We start from the raw sequence: 19,951 nt of genomic DNA, 5'->3' as shown, positions 1-19,951 counted from the left end.
GGTGTAATTTTCAATAAATCAAAAACTAGCTTGTAAAACCATTATTTCTTCTTAGGCGCAAGCACCATAATCATTTGCCGACCTTCAATCTTAGTTGGATAAGACTCAATAATCGCCAAATCAGCTAAGTCTTCTTTAATGCGGTCAAGCATTTCAGAACCTAACTGTTGGTGAGCCATTTCACGACCACGAAAACGTAATGTGACTTTAGCTTTATCGCCATCTTCAAGAAAGCGTATCAGGCTGCGGAGTTTTACCTGATAGTCGCCTTCGTCTGTACCAGGTCGGAACTTAATTTCCTTAACCTGAACAACCTTTTGCTTTTTCTTCTGCTCTTTTGTTGCTTTACTCTTTTCATAGAGGAACTTGCCATAATCCATAATTCGACAAACAGGTGGCTCTGCATTAGGGCTTATTTCAACTAAATCTAAAGTTGCCTCTTCAGCTTGTTTTAAAGCTTCATTTAAGCTTACTATACCGAGCTGCTCACCATCGACGCCGGTTAATCTCACCTCTCGAGCGGTAATTTCATCGTTGATCTTATGTGCTCGTGTTGACTGAATTCGTTTACTGACTTTAATATCTCATTCCTCCAAATTAATTTATCATTAATTCATTTGTTCTAATGAACGACTATGAATTTCGTTAAGCAACAATTCTATAACATGTTTCACTTCAAAGCTACCAAGATCTTTACCTTGGCGAGTTCGAACTGAAATTTTTCCTGATTCCATTTCTTTGTCTCCACAAACAAACATATAAGGAACACGTTTAAGAGTATGCTCGCGAATTTTAAACCCTATTTTCTCATTTCTCAAGTCCGCTTTTGCTCTAATACCAACTTTTTGTAGTTGCGCGGTTAATTGTTTTGCATATTCAGCTTGATTATCGGTAATATTAATTACTGCAACTTGCAATGGAGCAAGCCATGTAGGGAAAAATCCTGCGCAGTTTTCTGTTAAGATTCCCATAAAGCGCTCCATTGAACCTAAAATGGCTCGATGAATCATAACTGGAACATGACGTTCGTTGTCTTCACCAACATAAGTTGCATCTAAACGTTCTGGTAGCATAAAATCTAGTTGAACAGTACCACATTGCCATGCACGCCCTAAACAGTCATGTAGAGTAAACTCGATTTTTGGTCCATAAAAGGCTCCCTCACCTGGTAGGTATTCAAAATCAATGCCGTTTTCAGTTAAGCATTCGGCCAAATCTTTTTCTGCAAGATCCCATGTCTCATCTTTACCAATGCGTTTTTCAGGGCGAGTTGATAACTTAACAGTAATATCTGTAAAACCGAAAGTGCTATAAGTATCATAAACCATTTTGATACAGCTATTAACTTCACTGCGAATTTGACTTTCAGTACAAAAAATATGTGCATCATCTTGAGTAAAACCTCGAACACGCATCAATCCGTGTAAAGATCCAGATGGCTCGTTTCGATGACAACTACCAAATTCCGCCATACGTAATGGTAAATCACGGTAAGATTTTAAACCTTGATTAAAAATCTGTACGTGCCCTGGACAGTTCATTGGCTTAATACAATATTCACGATTTTCAGATGAAGTGACAAACATTAACTCTTTATAATTACCCCAATGCCCTGTTTTTTCCCATAAAACACGATCCATCATAAATGGGCCTTTTACTTCTTGATAATCATACTCTTTCAATTTAGTGCGAACAAAAACTTCAAGTTCACGGAAGATAATCCATCCATCATTATGCCAAAACACCATACCGGGTGCTTCTTCTTGCATATGATAAAGATCAAGCTGTTTACCTATTTTACGGTGATCTCGTTTAGCCGCTTCTTCTAAAAATTGTAAATAGCTATCAAGTTGTTTTTTATCTGCCCACGCTGTTCCATAAATACGTTGTAACATTTTATTGTCACTGTTACCACGCCAATAAGCACCTGCAACTTTTTGCAATTTAAAATGGTGGCAAAAACGCATATTAGGTACATGTGGTCCACGACACATATCAATATATTCTTCGTGGTGATAAAGTGCTGGTTTTGAATCTTTAGGAATATTTTCATCTAAAATGGCAATCTTATATGGTTCATGACGTTCCCAAAATACTTCCCTAGCTCGTTCCCAACTGACGACTTCTTTTTTTACTTCATAATCTTTTTTAGCCAATTCATGCATGCGTTTTTCTAATGCATCAAGATCTTCCTGCGTTAATGAGTGATCTAAATCAACGTCATAATAAAAGCCATTATCAATTGTTGGACCGATTGCCATTTGTGTATCCGGCCATAATTGCTTAATAGCATGACCTAATAAATGCGCACAAGAATGACGAATAATTTCAAGTCCATCTTCGTCTTTAGTTGTAATGATGGCTAATGTTGCATCTTGCTCAATAATATCAGAGGCATCTTTACGCTCACCATTTACACGTCCAGCTATACAAGCTTTTGCCAGCCCTGCACCAATACTTTGTGCAACTTCTAAAACGGTAACGGGTTTATCAAATTGGCGTTGACTTCCATCAGGAAGAGTAATAATTGGCATAATAAATCCTTATAACAGTGGTGCGCCACACGAAAGCGCACTTGCGTACTAAATAAATTGGTCAGATATACTACCACTTATCATAAAGATTTTAAATAGAAAGAATCAGCTTATATCAACATAAGTAAATTCATAAAATAGAATAAATTGCTGATTTACCTAAAATATTTTCACAAAAAATAAATAGCAATTTTCCCCTAATAACAACTATAATTGCGAGCAATTGATATTTTATAATTTAGATATACCGGTTATGAACATTTGGATTGATGTCGATGCATGCCCAAAACCAATCAAAGATATTTTATATCGAGTAGCTAACTGGAAAGCAATTAATGTTGTATTAATTACTAATCAGCGATTATACCACCCTCCTCGCCTTATATCAAAAGCTTGCAAGTTGAAAAAGGATTTGATGTTGCAGACAATATAGACCGTCATTTAGTCTGTAATACATTAAAGCAAGCTTTGTTGCGGTGTGAGTTTCCTAAAGATGAGCTGGCGCACTTTCAATAATATTCGCTAATTTTTCAAGTGTTAGTCTTAAAAATTTTGGCATAGCTTCTAACTCAATAGAATCCATTAAATTTTTAACATATAGTCCTAATTCGGTGTCACCTTCTACAATCAAGCGACGTTGAAAGAATAAGGTATCGGGATCCTGACGTCTGGTCGCTATCATAATTAAATCATTAGCATTACCAATAAAGCTCACATCAGCAATTTCTTCTCGGCTAACAACTAATTTATTCTCGATCAAACTTACAAACCAGATAAGCCCTAGATCAGTCACTTCTATTTTAAGCCAACGATTTTCTAAAAAATCAAGATCGCCATCTTCTAGGGAATGTTCAAATTGTAGCTGTAATAATTGTTCTATGGCTTGCTTTTTGACATTAAAAGGAATGCATCGTAAGGTAAGCCCCAAAATATGGGGCCCATTATTAACAAACTGTGAATGAATCTTGCTTAAAATTTGGCTTTTTGTTCCAATCATTTATGCATCCCCAGAAATCATTTTTTCATAAATGTCCAAGTCGGTATTTAAATGTTCAAAAACCTCCTCGCTCACTTCGTTACGAATTTTCATTTGTAATAAAGCGGTTCGTTCTGCACCTATTGCAACCAGGCGCATACGTCTTTCTAGGTTTTCTGCTTCAAGTGCTTTTTTCTCTAAACCTTTAAGACCTGTTCGACGTCTTAATGATCCAATAACACGTGAACCAACTTCATGTATTATTTCTTGATCCATACTATCTTCAGTCGTTTCTTGTAGCAGATTATTTTGCATTTTTTCCAAGCTAACAATCGCTTCTTCTGCCATATGACCCTTTACAGTTAAAATTTCATTAGCTTGTTCTGAATTATCTAAAATAACACTACCTCGCAATAAGATAGGTAATATAATAACGGCTGCAATCAATGAAATTAAAATTATACCTGTTGCAATAAAAACAAGTTGATAACGACCACCAATTGTCATTGGAATAGATAACACACCAGCTAGAGTGATCGCTCCTCTAACCCCAGCAAATGTCGAAATTAAAAGATCTCTTGTTGAGTATTCTCTAAATGCAAGAGGGCGGCATGGCTGGCAGATGTTTCATTGACCACAACCAGGCGAATCGAGTTCCCATTAATACGGCAAATACAAACAAAACAATTAAGCATAATTGCCATACTTCAATTGAAGTATCAATCTGGTTTTCGGCAAAAGTATTGTTCAAAATGCTTGGTAACTGAATACCTAATAAAACGAATACGAATCCATTAAAAACAAATGTTAGCATTGACCATGTGCTATCTGATTGCAAACGTGCAGTTAATGGTGCATTTCGCATCATACCAGAATGATTAACTGTCATACCTGCACTTACTGCTGCTAAAATACCAGAACAATGACATTCCTCGGCAATAATATAAGCGGCAAATGGGAGTAAGAATAATAATACGATTTGAATTGCTGGGTCATTGTGAGTCAGCTGATTTATTTTACGTAAAATACGTGCATATAGCCAAGTAAATAAAACACCAATAGCCAAGCCACCAAGCGCAACTATAAAAAATTGCATACTCACATCAAAGATGTTAAATACCGCATCACCAACTGCAATAGCAATAGCAAATTTTAAAGACACCAAACCTGAAGCATCATTCATCAATGCTTCACCTTCGATGATCTCCATTTTTTCTTTTTCAATGCGTCCTTTCCCCACAATTCCACTTAATGCTACAGCATCGGTAGGCGATAAAACTGCAGCTAGTGCAAATGTTGCTGCTAATTCTACTCCTTTTGGTAACATCCAATAAAGTAAATAACCAACAGCGACAATTGTTATTACAACTAAAACTAGCGCAAGTCCAACAATTTCTCTGACGTTGTGCACAAAGTCTTTTACCGATGTTTTACGCCCATCAGCAAACAGTAATGGTGGAATGAATAAAACAAGAAATAATTCTGGGTCGAATTTTACATAAACACCAAAAGCAGCCAGTATACAACCTAACAGTATTTGCATTAGTGGCAATGGAATTTGTATTGGTAACATTTTAATAACGACGCCAGAAAGTGATACAATTAATACTAGTAGCAAAATTATTGAAAAAAGATCCATAGCTTCTCTTTTATTTATCCTATAATCCTATTGTTTGTATTGATTATAGCGGAATTTTAGCTAGATTTCAGGTGAAAATTTGAAAAATTTATTTCTTTTTGTGTTGTGTGCAATTATCAACCAAAAATATAATTTAAAGGCATTTTAATGGAAAGTTGGCAAAGAGCATTTATACTACATACTCGTTTTTACACTGAAAGTAGTTTATTAGTTGATTTATTCGTTGAAAATGTCGGAAAAATAACGGTGTTAGCCAAAGGGGCTAGGAGAAAGAGTTCAGCATTGAAAGGTATGTTGCAACCTTTTACCCCGCTCATTGTACAATATTCAGGTCAAGGTGAAGTAAAAACATTGCGGCAAGTTGAAGCTATGTCGCTGGCATTACCGTTAGTATCTGTTTTCTTATATAGCGCATTTTATTTAAATGAGTTATTACATCGAGTTTTAGTTGCAGAAACAGAAATGCCAACTCTTTTTGATGATTATCTAACAAGCTTGCAACAATTAGCTCAACAAATTCCTGCTGAAAATGTGCTGCGAGCTTTTGAATTATCATTATTAGAAAATTTAGGGTATCACATCGATTATTTTCATTGCTGTGTAACAGGTGATGATATTGTTAAATCGATGCATTATCAATACGAAAGCGAAAAAGGTTTTATTAGTAGTTTATTACAAAATAATACCAGCTTTACAGGAGAGCAAGTTTTAGCTTTTGGAAAACGTCAATTTGATAATGACAGTACGTTAAAAGCGGCTAAACGGTTTACCAGAATGGCGTTAAAACCTTATGTAGGATCAAAACCATTTAAAAGTAGAGAGCTATTTTTAAAAATTTAATCTTACTGATATTTATCAGTAACCCATGCTCATTTTGATAGTTTGTATCTTGATGTAGGAATTACTTGCGTTGTTTACTGTAATTTGAAAAAAACGGTAATGAATATACAAACGGGTCTCTATCATAAAGAAAAATAATCGTTACCGATTGACTAAACACTTTATGGTCAGTTGTCCAACTATTTACAACTTATAATGTGCTAAAGAAAGCAGATTGAAGTTGTTCCCCCCATATCCGTAAAAAGGAACGTGATAAAAACATCCCTTATAGCATTAAACGTCTGTCAAAACAGGTTGCGTTATTTGCTACGTTAGTTTTTTGCTCACTATGGAGTATTTACACTACTACTCATATTTTAAGCTATATTTTTGTAAAAAATATTCAGGATTCTATACCGTTTCGTCATTAATTGAGAATTCATATGTAAATATCCCATTTTTAGCATATAACTGACGTAGAAAATTAGGCTGACTGTTTTAGTGTTTTAAATTCAATGGGCGTCATGTTATTTAATGCCTTATACATAGTGAGTAATTCTTCAGTCATTATCCTTGCTTACTCTAGGTTGTTAAAAAGATATAAATCTCACACTTCAGTGCGATAAGTTCGGTTAAATCGTTCAATGTGACCATTTTGATATGGGTTACCTGGCTCAATAAGAACAATGGTGATACCATGTGATTTGGCTCAGTTGGAAAAGACTCTTCCAGTAATTTCAGGTTTATTATCGCCCCGTATTTTTAACGGATAACCATAATATTCAGTTAGCTGATTCAGATAACGAGTAATTCTATCTGCTGGCAAACTGACCGCAATATCAATGCCTAATTAAAAATATCCCTTATTGCCTACAATCAATAATAAAATTACAATAATTTCTCTTTAAACCACTTAAAGCAAAAAACATGATCACTTACCACGATGCTAAATTAGAAGATTTACCCTTTATTGTCGATGTTTATAATTCAACAATTACTAGTCGCCAAGTGACTGCTGATACGGAGCCTGTTTCTGTTGAAAGTCGATTAGAATGGTTTTACCAACATAACCCTCAAAATCGTCCCCTTTGGTTAATAAAATATCAAGATCAGCCTTGTGGTTGGATTAGCTTGTCTTCTTTTTATGGTCGCCCTGCTTTTTATAAAACGGTTGAGATTAGCTTATATCTTCATCAAGATTTTCGGGGTAAAAAAATTGGTCAATTTATGGTGGATAAAATTGAACAATTTGCTAAACAAGTAGGAATTGAGGCAATTTTTAGCTATGTGTTTCGACATAATTTACCTAGTGTTAATTTATTTAAAAAAATGCAGTATCAACAATGGGGGCTTCTTCCAAAAATTGCTGAATTGGATAATGTTCAGCGTGATTTAATGATATGGGGTAAACGGTTAGATTAACTCACCTACTATCAATAAAATTCAACTATTCAAAAGGATTTTTAATGAGTACCTTAAATGATATCAAATATTACGCTAATCAATCTAAAATCACCTCGACTTTAGTGATGATAAATGTCCTTTGCTTTTTTCTCTTCCGGTTACTTGATAGTCGCGGTTTTTCGACACTTTACGAAAATCACTTTCTGATTGATTGGGGTGCCGATGTTGCAGCATTGACCTTTTCTGGCCAATATTGGCGTATGTTTACCAATTTATTTATGCATGTCGGTTTTACCCATTTAGCTATGAATATGCTGGCATTATGGAGCATTGGACCAATTTTAGAACAGCGCATCCCCCGCATGGCTTTTTTGGGTATTTATCTTTTTTCAGGTCTAGTGGGAAGCTTATCAAGTGATATAGCTACCATTAATCAAAATGTAATCAGCTGTGGTGCTTCGGGTGCTATTTTAGGTATTATTACCGCCTTACTAGCTTATTGCTTAGTGTTTAAGGCTAATATACAAGAAATGCCAGTCAAAGCGATGCTGATCAGTTTAATTTTGACAGCAGGATTAGGCTTATTACCTTCGATCGATAATATGGCTCATATCGGGGGGGCATGCACGGGTTTTGTGCTTGGTGGGCTGATTTCTTTATGCCTTAAAACGTTCAAATATCCAATAACTTTACTTATTATGAGTTTACTATTTATTGTTACGGCATTAGGGGTATATATAGTCTATATGCACTATGCCTTACCCAGTGATTATTATATTTACAATTAAAAACAAAAAGGCACTGATGATAAACAATCAAACTGCGCCTTTTTTATGCAACTCAATCCTAGAAACTATTTAAGATTCGAGCTGGATCGATTTTACAAGCACGTTTAGCTGGATAATAGCTGGCAATTAAGCTAAGTAACATGGAAGTTATAAACACGACCAACACATCAAATAGATGAATTTCCGAGGGTAAAAAATCGATAAAATAGATATTACTATTTAAGATTTTATGCCCCATTAATGACTCAACAACTCCCATAATATTCGACAGTTGCCAGGATAATACCACGCCTAAAATTACCCCGATTAAGCTACCAATCAATCCTGAAATCACCCCATACCAAATAAAAATATGTTTAATTAGTTGGTTGGTTGCACCTAGCGTTTTTAATATAGCAATATCGCGCTGTTTATCTTTTACGGCAATCACTAAAGTTGACACAATATTAAAACAAGCCACGCCAATAACCACAATCATGGCCAGATACATGATTTGCCTGATCATTTGAATATCACGATACATAAAGCCAAATGAGTTTTCCCAACTAGTAAATGATAGGTTTTCTTCTAGATTTAACGAAGCTTGTCCAATAATCTGATTAGCTTGGTAAACATTATTTACATTAATCATGATACCTGTGACATTGTCACCTATATTAAGTAACTTTTGCGCATCGGTTAAGGGCAGTAAAGCGACATTATTGCTTAAACTACCGCTTAACTCTAATATACCTACCACCTGCAAACGAACCCTTTTCGGTGGCTTAAGCTGGTTTGGAGTGCTCGAAGCCGGAATTAATAAAGAAACCCATCCCCCTTCGCTCACCGACAAGCTTTTGGCGATTCCCGCACCAATAATGATGCGTTGGCGATCAGGTTTAAAATCTTGCCATTTATTATTAAGCACATAATTAGGCAGTGCACTGATTTGCTTTTCTTTTTCAGGATCAATCCCTTGCACTTCAACAGCGCCGAGTTTACTACCATTTTCAATAAGCCCAGTAAAACTTACAAAGGGTACTGCCGATACAATATTGTTACTGTTCGTAAGCTCTTGTTGCACATGACGCCAATTATCTAAATTACCATATTCTGGATATAATTGACCATGTGGTACGACCGATAAAACTCGATTATGTAGCTCCCGCTCAAAGCCATTCATAGCACTTAAGCCAATAATTAATGCAGCAATACCAATAGCAATACTGAGTGTTGAAATAATCGAAATTAACGACACCATACCACTTTTGCGACGTCCTTTTCGAAATTTGAGAGCAGTAATTAAAGATAAATTCATATTAATTATCCGTTAATTGATTATCTGATAATGCGCTATCAGAAAGTTGCCCGTCTCTCATTACCCATTGTTTATCAAGTTTATTGGCTAATTCAAGATCATGGGTAACAACCAAAAACGCAGTACCGTGTTCACGGTTTAATTTAATCAACAGTTCAAAAATAGAATCTGCAGTTGATTTGTCAAGGTTACCCGTTGGCTCATCAGCCATCACTAAAGCAGGGTTATTAATTAATGCACGCCCTATTGCTACACGCTGACGTTCCCCTCCCGAAAGTTCAGAAGGTCGATGATGAGCGCGTTTGACTAAGTTGACTGACTCTAGCATTGCCATAGCCCGCTTTTTAGCTTCATTTGTCGATACACCACCAATTAACAATGGCATGGCCACATTTTCAAGTGCCGTAAAATCAGGCAATAAATGGTGAAATTGATAAACGAAACCGATTTCTTGATTGCGTAGACGTGCCTTTTCTTGTTCGGATAATTGACTTAACTGATGAGAGTTAAAGATAATTTCGCCTGAAGTTGGTTTATCAAGTCCACCGAGTAAATGCAATAAGGTACTTTTACCTGAACCGGAACTTCCAATAATGGCGAGTAAGGATTTTTGATAAATATCAAACGAGACATTTTTTAATACCTCGGTCACCATTTTGCCTTCTTTATAAGTTTTATAAAGATTTTTAGCTGAAAGCAATTTTTCTGTATTATTCATAACGTAAAGCCTCGGCAGGTTGGATATTGGCGGCGCGATATGCAGGATAAAGAGTTGAAATTAACGATAACATAAGCAATCCGATAATAATAAAAATAATTTGCGTTGGTTCAACCAGTGACGGTAGCAAAATACCAGCTAAAGATAAACCTAACAGTTGCATGATTTCATTTAAGTTAACAGCAAGTAGCAATCCTACAGCACTACCTAATAGTGTACCGATTACGCCCGAACTTGCACCTTGAATAATAAAAATTAACATAATTTTAAATCGCGATAGCCCTTGGGTTTTTAAAATAGCCACTTCACCTTGCTTTTCCATCACCAGCAAGCTTAACGAGGTAATAATATTAAAAGCGGCTACAATTACAATTAGGCTAATGAGTAACCCCATGACGTTTTTTTCCATTTTAATGGCTTGAAATAATTCACCACGTTTTACTCGCCAATCGTTAAACACTAAGCCTTCAGGTAATTGAGTATTCGTTACTGATGCAATATCAAGCGGTTTGTCTAGAAACAGACGCCAACTGCTAATCATATTGGCTGGATAACGTAATAGATTTTTAGCGTCAGATTGATTGACATAAATAAGCGCTTGATTGATGTCATGGTTAACAGAAAACAACCCTACAATGTTAAATAAACGCTGCGACGGTATACGACCTACTGGGGTGATTTGACTGGCATCTGTCACCATTAAGCGAATTTTGTCGCCAACGGTTACGCCTAATTGATTGGCTAATGTTTGCCCAATAATGACATTGTACTGCCCCGCTTGTAGATCAAATACCGATCCGCTATAGATATAATCATTGATAGGATCATTATCTTCTGGTGTAATCCCCATCAACGTACTTACAGTAATACTTTGTTCACTTTGCAATACCACATCGCTAGTGACTAACGGCGTGATACGATTAACGCCTTTAATCTTTTCAAATGATGAACTAGGGTTAGCACTTGGATCAAGTCTACCTTTAATAGAAGTGATTTGCGCCTGAGGAAAGAATCTTAGAATACTGTTTTGCATCTGGTCTTCTAATCCATTCATCACAGATAACACAACAATTAGACCAATAGAACCCAACATAATGCCAATCATCGACAACCATGATACAAAGCGACCAAAGCCATCCGTTTTTTGGCCATAGACATAACGCAAACCAATATAAAATACTAATGGACGAAATAGTTTTGACATAAACGTATATATTACCTGAAACTTTTTGACAAAGTTTTGCTAGTTAAATGCAAGGTGCTTATCATACAGGATTAAACAGTTATAGAAAACAACCGCGTACTTACGTTATAATCTGGTGATAATTTTTCAACGATATCAACGAATTCATCATGCCTAAAACAGTTAATATTTCAAACATAATTCCCCAAAAGTCAGGTGAAGTAAAACAAATTGGGCAGCTTGTTGGCTCATCCTTATCACAATTTTGTGCCCAAGCAATAGACGCACATGAAGGTTTAGTTGTGATTGTGACCGATGATATGCAACAAACCTCGCGTATTCACGAAGAACTTAAACAATTTTCACCATTTACTTCTATTATCTTTCCTGACTGGGAAACATTGCCTTATGATAGCTTCTCACCTCATCAAGATATCGTATCAGAACGTCTGTCTTGCCTTTATCATCTTGGACATTTAACCAAAGGGGCATTAATTTTACCCATTAATACCTTAATGCAAAAAGTTTGCCCACAAAGCTATTTGGGTGGACATGTGTTTATGATGAAAAAAAGCTTACAAATTAGTCGTGAACATTTACGTCTTCAACTTGAAAATGCTGGCTATCGCTCAGTGAGCCAAGTGATGGAGCATGGCGAATATGCCACTCGTGGTGCTTTGTTTGATATTTACCCTATGGGCAGTGATAAACCCTATCGTATCGATTTTTTTGATGATGAGATCGACAGCATTCGCACCTTTGATGTTGAAACGCAGCGCACCTTTGATGAAATCACAGAAATACAATTGCTACCAGCGCACGAATTTCCTTTTGATAAAACGGCTATCGAACTGTTTCGTAGTCAATGGCGAGAACAATTTGAAGTAAGATTAGATGCAGAGAGCATCTATCAACAAGTTAGCAAAAATATTTTGCCAACTGGCATTGAATATTGGCAAGCACTGTTTTTTAACGAACCGTTAACACCACTATTTTCTTATTTTTTAGCTAATACCTTAATTATCAATACTGTTAATATTGAGCAATATGCTAATAAGTATTGGCAAGACATTACTCAGCGTTATGAAAGTCGCAAAGTCGATCCTATGCGACCATTACTTTCACCAAGTGTTATTTGGTCTAAAACTGACGAAATTTTTGCCAATTTTAAAAACTATCCAAGGATGGTTGTATCGCATGTGGCAACAACTGAATCAAGTAAAAACATTAATTTACCTTATGCAACATTGCCTAACATTGCTATTGAGATCCAACAAAAAGATCCTTATTTGCAATTTCAAAAATTTGTTGATGATTTTTCAGGAAAAATCATCTTTTCGGTGGAATCAGAAGGACGCAAAGAAGCTTTACAAGAAATTCTTGGCAGAATTCGTATTCATCCAACTACCATCAATCAGCTTGATGAACCCAACAATGCTGATAGCCGATTTTATCTAATCGTTGGTGCTAGCGAGCAAGGTTTTATTAATCAGCAAGATAATTTTGCGTTTATAACCGAAAATGAGTTACTAGGTCGACGCGTTATTCGTCGCAAAAAAGAAAGTAAACAAGCTATCAATACTGATTCACTTATTCGCAGTTTAGCTGAACTCACTCCAGGTAAACCCGTTGTTCATTTAGAACATGGTGTCGGTCGCTATGCAGGGCTCACTACATTAGAAACAGGCGGCATTACCGCAGAATATCTCATTTTATTATATGCTAATGAGACCAAACTTTATGTACCGGTTTCATCATTAAACTTAATAAGTCGTTACTCAGGTGGCGATGAAGAAAACGCCCCACTGAATAAATTAGGCACTGATGCTTGGAGTAAGGCTCGGCAAAAAGCGGCCGAAAAAGTGCGTGATGTCGCAGCTGAATTACTCGATATCTATGCCGAACGTGAAAGCAAACCCGGATTTCAATTTCAACAAGACCGTGAGCAATATGAACTATTTTGCCAAGGATTCCCTTATCAAGAAACTGATGATCAACAAAATGCGATTGGTGCAGTAATTGGCGACATGTGCTCGTCTTATGCCATGGACCGATTAGTCTGCGGTGATGTGGGTTTTGGTAAAACCGAAGTTGCTATTCGTGCTGCGTTTTTAGCTGTTATTAATCATAAACAAACAGCTGTTTTAGTGCCAACAACCCTGCTTGCTGAACAGCACTACGAAAGCTTTTGTGATCGTTTCGCCAATTGGCCTATCCGTATAGAAAGCCTGTCTCGCTTCAAAACAGCTAAACAACAAAAAGCCATTATAGAAGCTCTTGGCGAAGGCAAAATTGATATTGTAATTGGTACGCATAAATTACTACAAGAAGATATTAAATGGAAAGATTTAGGCTTACTAATTGTTGATGAAGAACACCGCTTTGGCGTTCGTCAAAAAGAACGCATTAAAGCAATGCGAGCAAATATCGATATTTTAACGCTAACAGCAACTCCAATTCCACGAACGCTAAACATGGCTATGAGTGGTATGCGAGATCTTTCAATTATCGCAACGCCACCTGCTCGGCGACTGGCGGTAAAAACCTTTGTTCGAGAATATGATGAGCTTGTGATTAGAGAAGCCATTTTACGTGAAATTTTACGTGGTGGTCAGATTTATTATTTACACAATGACATCTCTGATATCGAAAAAGTCAGCGAAAAACTGGCAGAATTGGTGCCCGAAGCACGCATTACCATTGGACATGGGCAAATGCATGAACGCGATTTAGAACGTGTGATGAATGACTTTCATCATCAACGCTTTAACATACTTGTTTGTACTACCATTGTTGAAACCGGTATCGACATTCCTAACGCCAATACTATTATTATTGATCGTGCCGATAAATTCGGTTTAGCTCAGTTACATCAACTCAGGGGGCGAGTTGGACGTTCTTACCATCAAGCCTATGCTTATTTATTAACGCCACACCCTAAATTGCTCACTAAAGATGCTAAAAAGCGCTTAGATGCGATCGCATCCCTAGAAGATTTAGGTGCAGGTTTTGCCTTAGCTACGCACGATCTTGAAATTCGGGGTGCAGGCGAACTATTGGGTAGTGATCAAAGTGGACAAATTGAAACTATTGGCTTTAACCTTTATATTGAACTGCTTGATGAGGCCGTTACATCACTTAAAGAAGGCAAAGAACCCACACTGGAATCATTACTTAATAGCCAACAAACCGAAGTAGAGTTAAGATTACCAACATTAATCCCTGATGACTTTATTCCCGATGTCAATACACGCTTATCGCTATATAAACGCATTGCAAGCATCACCGACCTTGCCGAACTCACTGATATTCAAGTCGAAATGCGAGATCGCTTTGGTCAATTACCCGATGCGGTGCTGTTTTTATTAGAAACCACCAAAATCCGTTATCAGGCAAGCCAATTAGGTATTACCAAAATCGAATTTGGCGAAAAAGGCGGTTATATAGAATTCGGCAGTAATAATAAGGTATCAGTCGATTATTTAATTGAAATAATTCAAAAAGAACCAAAAAATTATCGCCTAGAAAGTTCAAATAGATTGAAATTACAAAAATCAAAATTACAACGCATCGATCGCATTGAATATATTAAAAATTTATTGATTGATTTTGCAGAACATCAAGAATAATAATTTAAAATATCATGAATAATTAAGAGAACCATAATGAAAACACACACACTTGCTATAGGAATAATTGCTGTATTGGGTATGGCTTATGTAGGTACATCATGGTACACCGGTAGCATGATTGAAGATCATATCGACAACCAATTAGCCCAAGTCACAAACAAAGTTAATCAGATTCAAGACCTTTTCACATTTTCCGTTACGAAAAGTCGTTATGAAAAGGGTATCTTTTCAACTAAAGTACATCTAACTGTGACAGCGTCACCAAATGAATCTATTATCCAAGATGCTACTTCAAAAATCTTATTTGATGACGATGTCACTATCCATCATGGCCCTTTCCCTATTGCTGCGCTTGCCAAAGGGACTTTTGCCCCACAAATGGCTTGGTTAGAATATGAAATGAGCCAACAAGCTAATCCAACGCTTTGGAAACTAGCCGGCAATCGGCCATTTATTAGTGGGCATACAGGTATGAGTTATGGCGAATATATCACCGTTAAACTTGCAAGCAAAGCGATTAAAGCCTCACAGAACGAAATCCCGTCCATTCATGATTGTATCTTAGATATCAGTAACGGCAGTTATACCTTTAGTAGCTATACCAATGGTTCTGACATTAAGGCTGAAATCAATTTGGATAAATTAGTTTTTCTTTCTGACGATACCCATCATTTTAACTTTGATGACTTTAATCTGTCATTAAAGCCACTCAGTACCACTGAAGACATCGATTATGAATTTAATATTGGCAATATTAAATACAGTTTTGATAGCTTTATCTCAAAAGGGAATTTTGATGTCAACAATTTCAAATCCAAAGGTCGGGTTAACTACAAAAATCAAAATATTGATGAGCAAAGCAGTATTGATAAAATTACATTAAATATGAAATCATCCACCCCTAAAATCGAATCGGTATCGGTGATTATTAATAAAATCGTGGTGAGTCAAAAAAATGTCTTAAATGACACCAACAATACGATTGATGGTTCGCTTGTCAGTAGCATTGGTTCGATTATTTATGGTCAACAAAATCTGGGCAATGGATCGCTTGATATTAACTTCAAGGGGGTTGATAAACAATTTTTAAATTATCAATTTAAAACACATGCTTCTGACATAAGTGAGAACGACAAACATAATATCGAATTTTCGTTAAATAAATTCAATTGGCACAATGCTGGTGGCGATATCAATGTTAACTTTTTGTTTAATATATCAGATATTAATAACGCAAGTATTAATGAAAAAAATTACGACAAAATCAACACATTTAAATTCAAGCTCGAAGCACCATTTGACGTGTTAGCTCGTTTGTCAGCACAAATCGAAAACCCTAACGCTAGCCATGTTACAGCAGAACAAATTGCAAAAGAAAACTTTGTAATAAAGACCAATTCAAAAAAGCTTTTTAGTCAATCGCCATTTTTTACCTTTAATAAAGATCAAACAGAAGGTTTCTACTCTGATGTGCAGTACACAAAAGGCAGTCAAAACGTAAATGTAAATGGGCAATTACTAGATAAAAAAGATTTTTTTAAAAATTTATAATTTGTTTTTGTAACACTCATATAATTATAAATTGTTTCGGTTATTTTGGTTAACTTAGCGATTATTTTAAACTCGAGCATAACGGTTGATAATTTATTGACCATAATACAGTAAGGGATCAATTTAAACTTGTGTTAAATGCGCTTTACAAAAAGTCAAAAAATTATCGCCTAGAAAGCTCAAATCGATTAGAATTACAAAAATCAAAATTACCACAAATCGATCGTATTGAATATATTACAAATTTGTTGGCTGATTTTGCAACTCATCAAAAATGATAATTTAAAATATAATGAATAAGTAAGAGAGCTAAGATGAAAAAAACCACACTTGCTATAGGAATAGTTGCTGCATTAGGGATTGCTTACGTAGGCACTGCATGGTACACCGGTAACATGATCGAAAACCATATCGACAACCAATTGGCACAAATCACAAACAAATTTAACCAGAGTCAAGACGATTTTGTGGTGTCGGTTATAAAAAGTAATTATGAAAAGCATATCTTTTCAACAAAATTACATTTAACCGTTACAGCATCACTGCAAAATACTACAGGAGAAGATGCTCAATCGGAAACCCTATTTGATGATGATGTCACTATCCATCATGGTCCCTTCCCTGTTGCAGCCCTAGCCAAAGGAACCTTTGCCCCACAGATGGCTTGGTTAGAATACGAAATGACCGAGCAAGCCAATCCAACACTTTGGAAACTAGCGGGTAATCAGCCGTTTATTACTGGGCATGCAGGTATGAGTTATGGTCAATATATCACCGTTAAATTAGCAAGCAAAGCGATTAAAGCCACTCAAAACGAAATCCCAGTCATTGATGGTACATTTGAACTTGGAAAAGGTAATTACACCATTAGTAGCTATACCTCAGGCTCTGACATTTCAACTAAAGTTGAAATCGATAAAATTTCATTAACCTATCCTATATTATTCAGCTCAGATTCTGTTTCGATTGTTATTAATAAATTTGTTATGGACCAAAAAAATGTCTTAAATAACGCCACCAACACCGTTGATGGTTCGTTTTTTAGTCGTGTTGATTCAATTATTTTTGGCCAACAAAATCTGGGTAATGGTTCATTAGATTTTGACTTTAAAGGTCTTGATAAACAACTGTTTAGTAATCAATTGGGAATGGATTATCCTGACTCTGACGATACTAGCAAAAAACACAATATCCAATTTTCGTTGAATAAATTCAATTGGCATAATGCTGCCGGCGATCTTAATGCTAACCTAAAGTTTGATATTTCTGATGTTGATAGCTCAACCATTGATAAAGCTGATTATGAAAAAATCAATTCCCTTAAATTAAAGCTTGAAGCACCATTTGATGTGTTAGCTCATTTGTCAGCGCAAATTGAAAACTCTAACTCTAGCGAGGTAACACCAGAACAAGTTGCTAAAGCAAAACAAAATCTACAATTTATGTCGGCATTTTTAGTCGGTAACGCTAAATTCTTAACTTTAAGCAATGATAAAACTCAAGGTATCTATTCTGATGTTAGCCTAACCAAAGATAGTAACGAAGTTAGCGTAAATGGCAAAACAATAACAAAAGAAGAATTCTTTGATCACTTATAGTCTACCAATTTACATCCCTGCTGACCTATTTCGCCAGTTATACTGGCGAATTTTATTCAGCTACCCCCAAACTAACTTTTACCCTCAAATAAAATAAACTAAAATAATCAAAAAATTATCGCCTATAAACTGCAAATCAATTAAAATTACTAAAATAAAACTCAATAAATAAAGAGAAGAAACAATGAAGAAAAGTGTAATCGCTATAGGCATTATTGCAATATTGGGATACGTTAGCTCATCTTGGTATACAGGGAACGTAATCAAAAACAACATTGACAATAAAATAGAACAAATTACACAAAAAATTGACAACGACCAAGACGAATTTAGCATTGTAATTGAATATAGCGATTATCAACAATCTATCTTTTCAACCAACCTACACCTTACTGTAAAAGTAATTCCAAAGAGTTTCAGTTGGCTTATTGAAGACACAAAAACACTTTTTAATGACGATATCACCATTCACCATGGCCCATTCCCAATCATTGCCCTTTCAGAAGGGAGATTTACCCCACAGATGGCATGGATAGAATATGCAATGAGCGAAGCACTATCGCCAGAACTTTGGCAACTAGCTGGTAATCAACCATTTATTACAGCCAAGCTCGGTATGAGCTACCAAGAAAATCTCACCATAAAATTAGATAACAAAGCGCTCAATCTTGTTGATTCAGATTCCAATAATAATTCTGAGATTTTGAAATTTATTAATGGCTCCTTAGAGGTGTCCGATGGTAATATTAATATTGAAGTCAATAAGGATCTTTCCGATTTATATGCTCAAGTGGATATAGATAAATTCATTTATAAAAACTTCTCAAAACCACAAATCACCTTACAGAAATTTAATTTATCAGCCTATCCTAATTTAGACAAAACAGAAATAAATTACAATATCAATGCCGATAAGATTGCATTAGTAGCTAGAGATAGCTATATCAAAACGCACATTATGTTTGATAATATAAAATATCAAGGAGATATCCTTCATAAAACTGGCACTACAATCCCTAATATTCACACCGAAATAGACAAAATCACACTTGAAAACGCCTATTCTGATCCCGTTTCAGATGATAAAAAGTTCATCATTAATAACCTAACGGTCGATCTAGAAAACACCTTCAACCCAATAAACAATACCGTTGATGGTTTATTAAAAGCCAATGCAAAATCGGTATTACTCGGTTTGCCAAATTTAGGCAGTGTTAGTTTAGATCTTAGTTACCAAAATATCCCTGCCTCAATGCTATCAAATAATTATGATAATACCGACTTTAATGACGAACAAACATCGTTAAATTCCCAAATTTCACTAAATAAATTCCATTTTAAAAACACCATAGGTGAAGTTAATGCCAATGCTTTTGTAGCCCTATCAGGATTACGATCAAAACTGGAACGTTTTATAATCAACATTGACAATATTGATAGCCTTAAACTAAACGTCGATGTACCATTTTACGTATTGGCTTATTGCTCAGCACAACTCGAAACCCAAAATGAAGAAACACTAACAACTGAACAAATTGAAAACGAATATTTATCAATAAAATCTATGGTAAAAGATGAATTTAGCAAAATCCCACTATTTACCTTTGAAAAAAATAACATTGAGGGGATCTATTCTGAGGTGGATTATTCCAAAGATAAACAAGAAGCGATGTTAAATGGACAAATGTTACCACAGCAGGATTTTTTACAAAAAGTTTTTGAAGATAATTAGGGCGTGTTGATCTTTCGTGATTATTTTTTAGACGGCATGATGTGAGTTATAATAATTCTGCAAAAAACAACCATAACTCG

The 19,951-nt window shown here is 35.6% G+C and carries 15 protein-coding genes and 1 pseudogene; 8 read left to right on the top strand and 8 right to left on the bottom strand.

Going from position 1 to position 19,951, the window contains the following annotated elements:
- Window positions 1–41 precede the first annotated feature (41 nt).
- Together infC and thrS are read right to left on the bottom strand one after the other, a co-directional pair.
- Window positions 42–581 (bottom strand): translation initiation factor IF-3, encoded by a 540-nt coding sequence (gene infC, locus GQ593_RS05385; RefSeq protein ID WP_085248720.1) that lies wholly within the window; start codon window positions 579–581, stop codon window positions 42–44.
- Between the two features lie 27 nt (window positions 582–608).
- Window positions 609–2,534, bottom strand: a complete 1,926-nt coding sequence (thrS, locus tag GQ593_RS05380; protein WP_160431129.1) for a threonine--tRNA ligase — start codon at window positions 2,532–2,534, stop codon at window positions 609–611.
- A gap of 253 nt (window positions 2,535–2,787) precedes the next feature.
- Between thrS and GQ593_RS13775 the strand changes: the two genes are divergently transcribed.
- Window positions 2,788–2,967 carry a hypothetical protein gene (locus tag GQ593_RS13775; RefSeq protein ID WP_237397691.1) on the top strand — a complete coding sequence of 60 codons (180 nt, stop codon included), beginning with the start codon at window positions 2,788–2,790 and terminating at the stop codon, window positions 2,965–2,967.
- A gap of 54 nt (window positions 2,968–3,021) precedes the next feature.
- Here the strand turns inward: GQ593_RS13775 and ubiT are convergent, their stop codons facing one another.
- Together ubiT and GQ593_RS14190 are read right to left on the bottom strand one after the other, a co-directional pair.
- Window positions 3,022–3,510 (bottom strand): ubiquinone anaerobic biosynthesis accessory factor UbiT, encoded by a 489-nt coding sequence (ubiT, locus tag GQ593_RS05375; RefSeq protein WP_160431193.1) that lies wholly within the window; start codon window positions 3,508–3,510, stop codon window positions 3,022–3,024.
- Between the two features lie 21 nt (window positions 3,511–3,531).
- Window positions 3,532–5,149 (bottom strand): annotated as a pseudogene (locus tag GQ593_RS14190) (Na+/H+ antiporter).
- A 147-nt stretch (window positions 5,150–5,296) separates the two neighbouring features.
- Between GQ593_RS14190 and recO the strand changes: the two are divergent.
- Window positions 5,297–5,989 carry a DNA repair protein RecO gene (recO, locus tag GQ593_RS05365; RefSeq protein WP_160431128.1) on the top strand — a complete coding sequence of 231 codons (693 nt, stop codon included), beginning with the start codon at window positions 5,297–5,299 and terminating at the stop codon, window positions 5,987–5,989.
- Between the two features lie 586 nt (window positions 5,990–6,575).
- Here the strand turns inward: recO and GQ593_RS05360 are convergent.
- Window positions 6,576–6,656 (bottom strand): integrase core domain-containing protein, encoded by an 81-nt coding sequence (locus tag GQ593_RS05360; RefSeq protein ID WP_442903591.1) that lies wholly within the window; start codon window positions 6,654–6,656, stop codon window positions 6,576–6,578.
- Between the two features lie 239 nt (window positions 6,657–6,895).
- On the opposite strand from GQ593_RS05360, the gene GQ593_RS05355 reads away from it, so the two are divergent.
- Complete coding sequence (locus GQ593_RS05355; RefSeq protein ID WP_160431127.1) at window positions 6,896–7,390, top strand: GNAT family N-acetyltransferase; 495 nt, start codon at window positions 6,896–6,898, stop codon at window positions 7,388–7,390.
- Between the two features lie 44 nt (window positions 7,391–7,434).
- Window positions 7,435–8,160, top strand: coding sequence for a rhomboid family intramembrane serine protease (locus GQ593_RS05350; RefSeq protein ID WP_160431126.1), 726 nt, complete (start codon window positions 7,435–7,437; stop codon window positions 8,158–8,160).
- A 58-nt stretch (window positions 8,161–8,218) separates the two neighbouring features.
- Here the strand turns inward: GQ593_RS05350 and lolE are convergent, their stop codons facing one another.
- Genes lolE through lolC form a run of 3 tightly spaced genes read right to left on the bottom strand, consistent with a single transcriptional unit; the run spans window position 8,219 to window position 11,379 of the window.
- Window positions 8,219–9,457, bottom strand: a complete 1,239-nt coding sequence (gene lolE / locus GQ593_RS05345) for a lipoprotein-releasing ABC transporter permease subunit LolE (RefSeq protein WP_202115376.1) — start codon at window positions 9,455–9,457, stop codon at window positions 8,219–8,221.
- Between the two features lies 1 nt (window position 9,458).
- Complete coding sequence (gene lolD, locus GQ593_RS05340) at window positions 9,459–10,175, bottom strand: lipoprotein-releasing ABC transporter ATP-binding protein LolD (protein WP_160431125.1); 717 nt, start codon at window positions 10,173–10,175, stop codon at window positions 9,459–9,461.
- On the bottom strand, window positions 10,168–11,379 hold the full coding sequence (gene lolC, locus GQ593_RS05335) for a lipoprotein-releasing ABC transporter permease subunit LolC (protein WP_160431124.1): 1,212 nt from the start codon (window positions 11,377–11,379) through the stop codon (window positions 10,168–10,170). Before lolC ends, lolD begins: the two co-directional genes overlap by 8 nt.
- Window positions 11,380–11,528: 149 nt before the next feature.
- Here lolC and mfd point away from each other — a divergent pair, with 149 nt between their 5' ends.
- From mfd to GQ593_RS05315, 4 genes are all read left to right on the top strand, one after another.
- Window positions 11,529–14,987 (top strand): transcription-repair coupling factor, encoded by a 3,459-nt coding sequence (mfd, locus tag GQ593_RS05330; protein WP_160431123.1) that lies wholly within the window; start codon window positions 11,529–11,531, stop codon window positions 14,985–14,987.
- Window positions 14,988–15,023: 36 nt separating this feature from the next.
- The gene (locus GQ593_RS05325) at window positions 15,024–16,541 is read left to right on the top strand and encodes a YdgA family protein (protein ID WP_160431122.1); all 1,518 of its coding nucleotides are present in this window, start codon (window positions 15,024–15,026) and stop codon (window positions 16,539–16,541) included.
- Window positions 16,542–16,855: 314 nt separating this feature from the next.
- On the top strand, window positions 16,856–18,139 hold the full coding sequence (locus tag GQ593_RS05320; RefSeq protein ID WP_160431121.1) for a YdgA family protein: 1,284 nt from the start codon (window positions 16,856–16,858) through the stop codon (window positions 18,137–18,139).
- 184 nt (window positions 18,140–18,323) lie between these two features.
- Window positions 18,324–19,871, top strand: coding sequence for a DUF945 family protein (locus GQ593_RS05315; protein WP_160431120.1), 1,548 nt, complete (start codon window positions 18,324–18,326; stop codon window positions 19,869–19,871).
- Window positions 19,872–19,951 lie beyond the last annotated feature (80 nt).

Origin of the sequence: Gilliamella sp. Pas-s25 (assembly GCF_009795885.1) — a bacterium.
In the GTDB taxonomy this organism is placed as follows: domain Bacteria; phylum Pseudomonadota; class Gammaproteobacteria; order Enterobacterales; family Orbaceae; genus Gilliamella.
Note: the sequence above shows the minus strand (reverse complement) of the source record. Positions and strands in the feature narration are given on the sequence as shown.

Coding starts and splice junctions, on each gene's coding strand:
- thrS (WP_160431129.1), bottom strand. CDS start 2,534: ATGCCAATTATTACTCTTCCTGATGGAAGTCAACGCCAATTTGATAAA.
- GQ593_RS13775 (WP_237397691.1), top strand. CDS start 2,788: ATGAACATTTGGATTGATGTCGATGCATGCCCAAAACCAATCAAAGAT.
- recO (WP_160431128.1), top strand. CDS start 5,297: ATGGAAAGTTGGCAAAGAGCATTTATACTACATACTCGTTTTTACACT.
- GQ593_RS05355 (WP_160431127.1), top strand. CDS start 6,896: ATGATCACTTACCACGATGCTAAATTAGAAGATTTACCCTTTATTGTC.
- GQ593_RS05350 (WP_160431126.1), top strand. CDS start 7,435: ATGAGTACCTTAAATGATATCAAATATTACGCTAATCAATCTAAAATC.
- lolE (WP_202115376.1), bottom strand. CDS start 9,457: ATGAATTTATCTTTAATTACTGCTCTCAAATTTCGAAAAGGACGTCGC.
- lolD (WP_160431125.1), bottom strand. CDS start 10,175: ATGAATAATACAGAAAAATTGCTTTCAGCTAAAAATCTTTATAAAACT.
- lolC (WP_160431124.1), bottom strand. CDS start 11,379: ATGTCAAAACTATTTCGTCCATTAGTATTTTATATTGGTTTGCGTTAT.
- mfd (WP_160431123.1), top strand. CDS start 11,529: ATGCCTAAAACAGTTAATATTTCAAACATAATTCCCCAAAAGTCAGGT.
- GQ593_RS05325 (WP_160431122.1), top strand. CDS start 15,024: ATGAAAACACACACACTTGCTATAGGAATAATTGCTGTATTGGGTATG.
- GQ593_RS05320 (WP_160431121.1), top strand. CDS start 16,856: ATGAAAAAAACCACACTTGCTATAGGAATAGTTGCTGCATTAGGGATT.
- GQ593_RS05315 (WP_160431120.1), top strand. CDS start 18,324: ATGAAGAAAAGTGTAATCGCTATAGGCATTATTGCAATATTGGGATAC.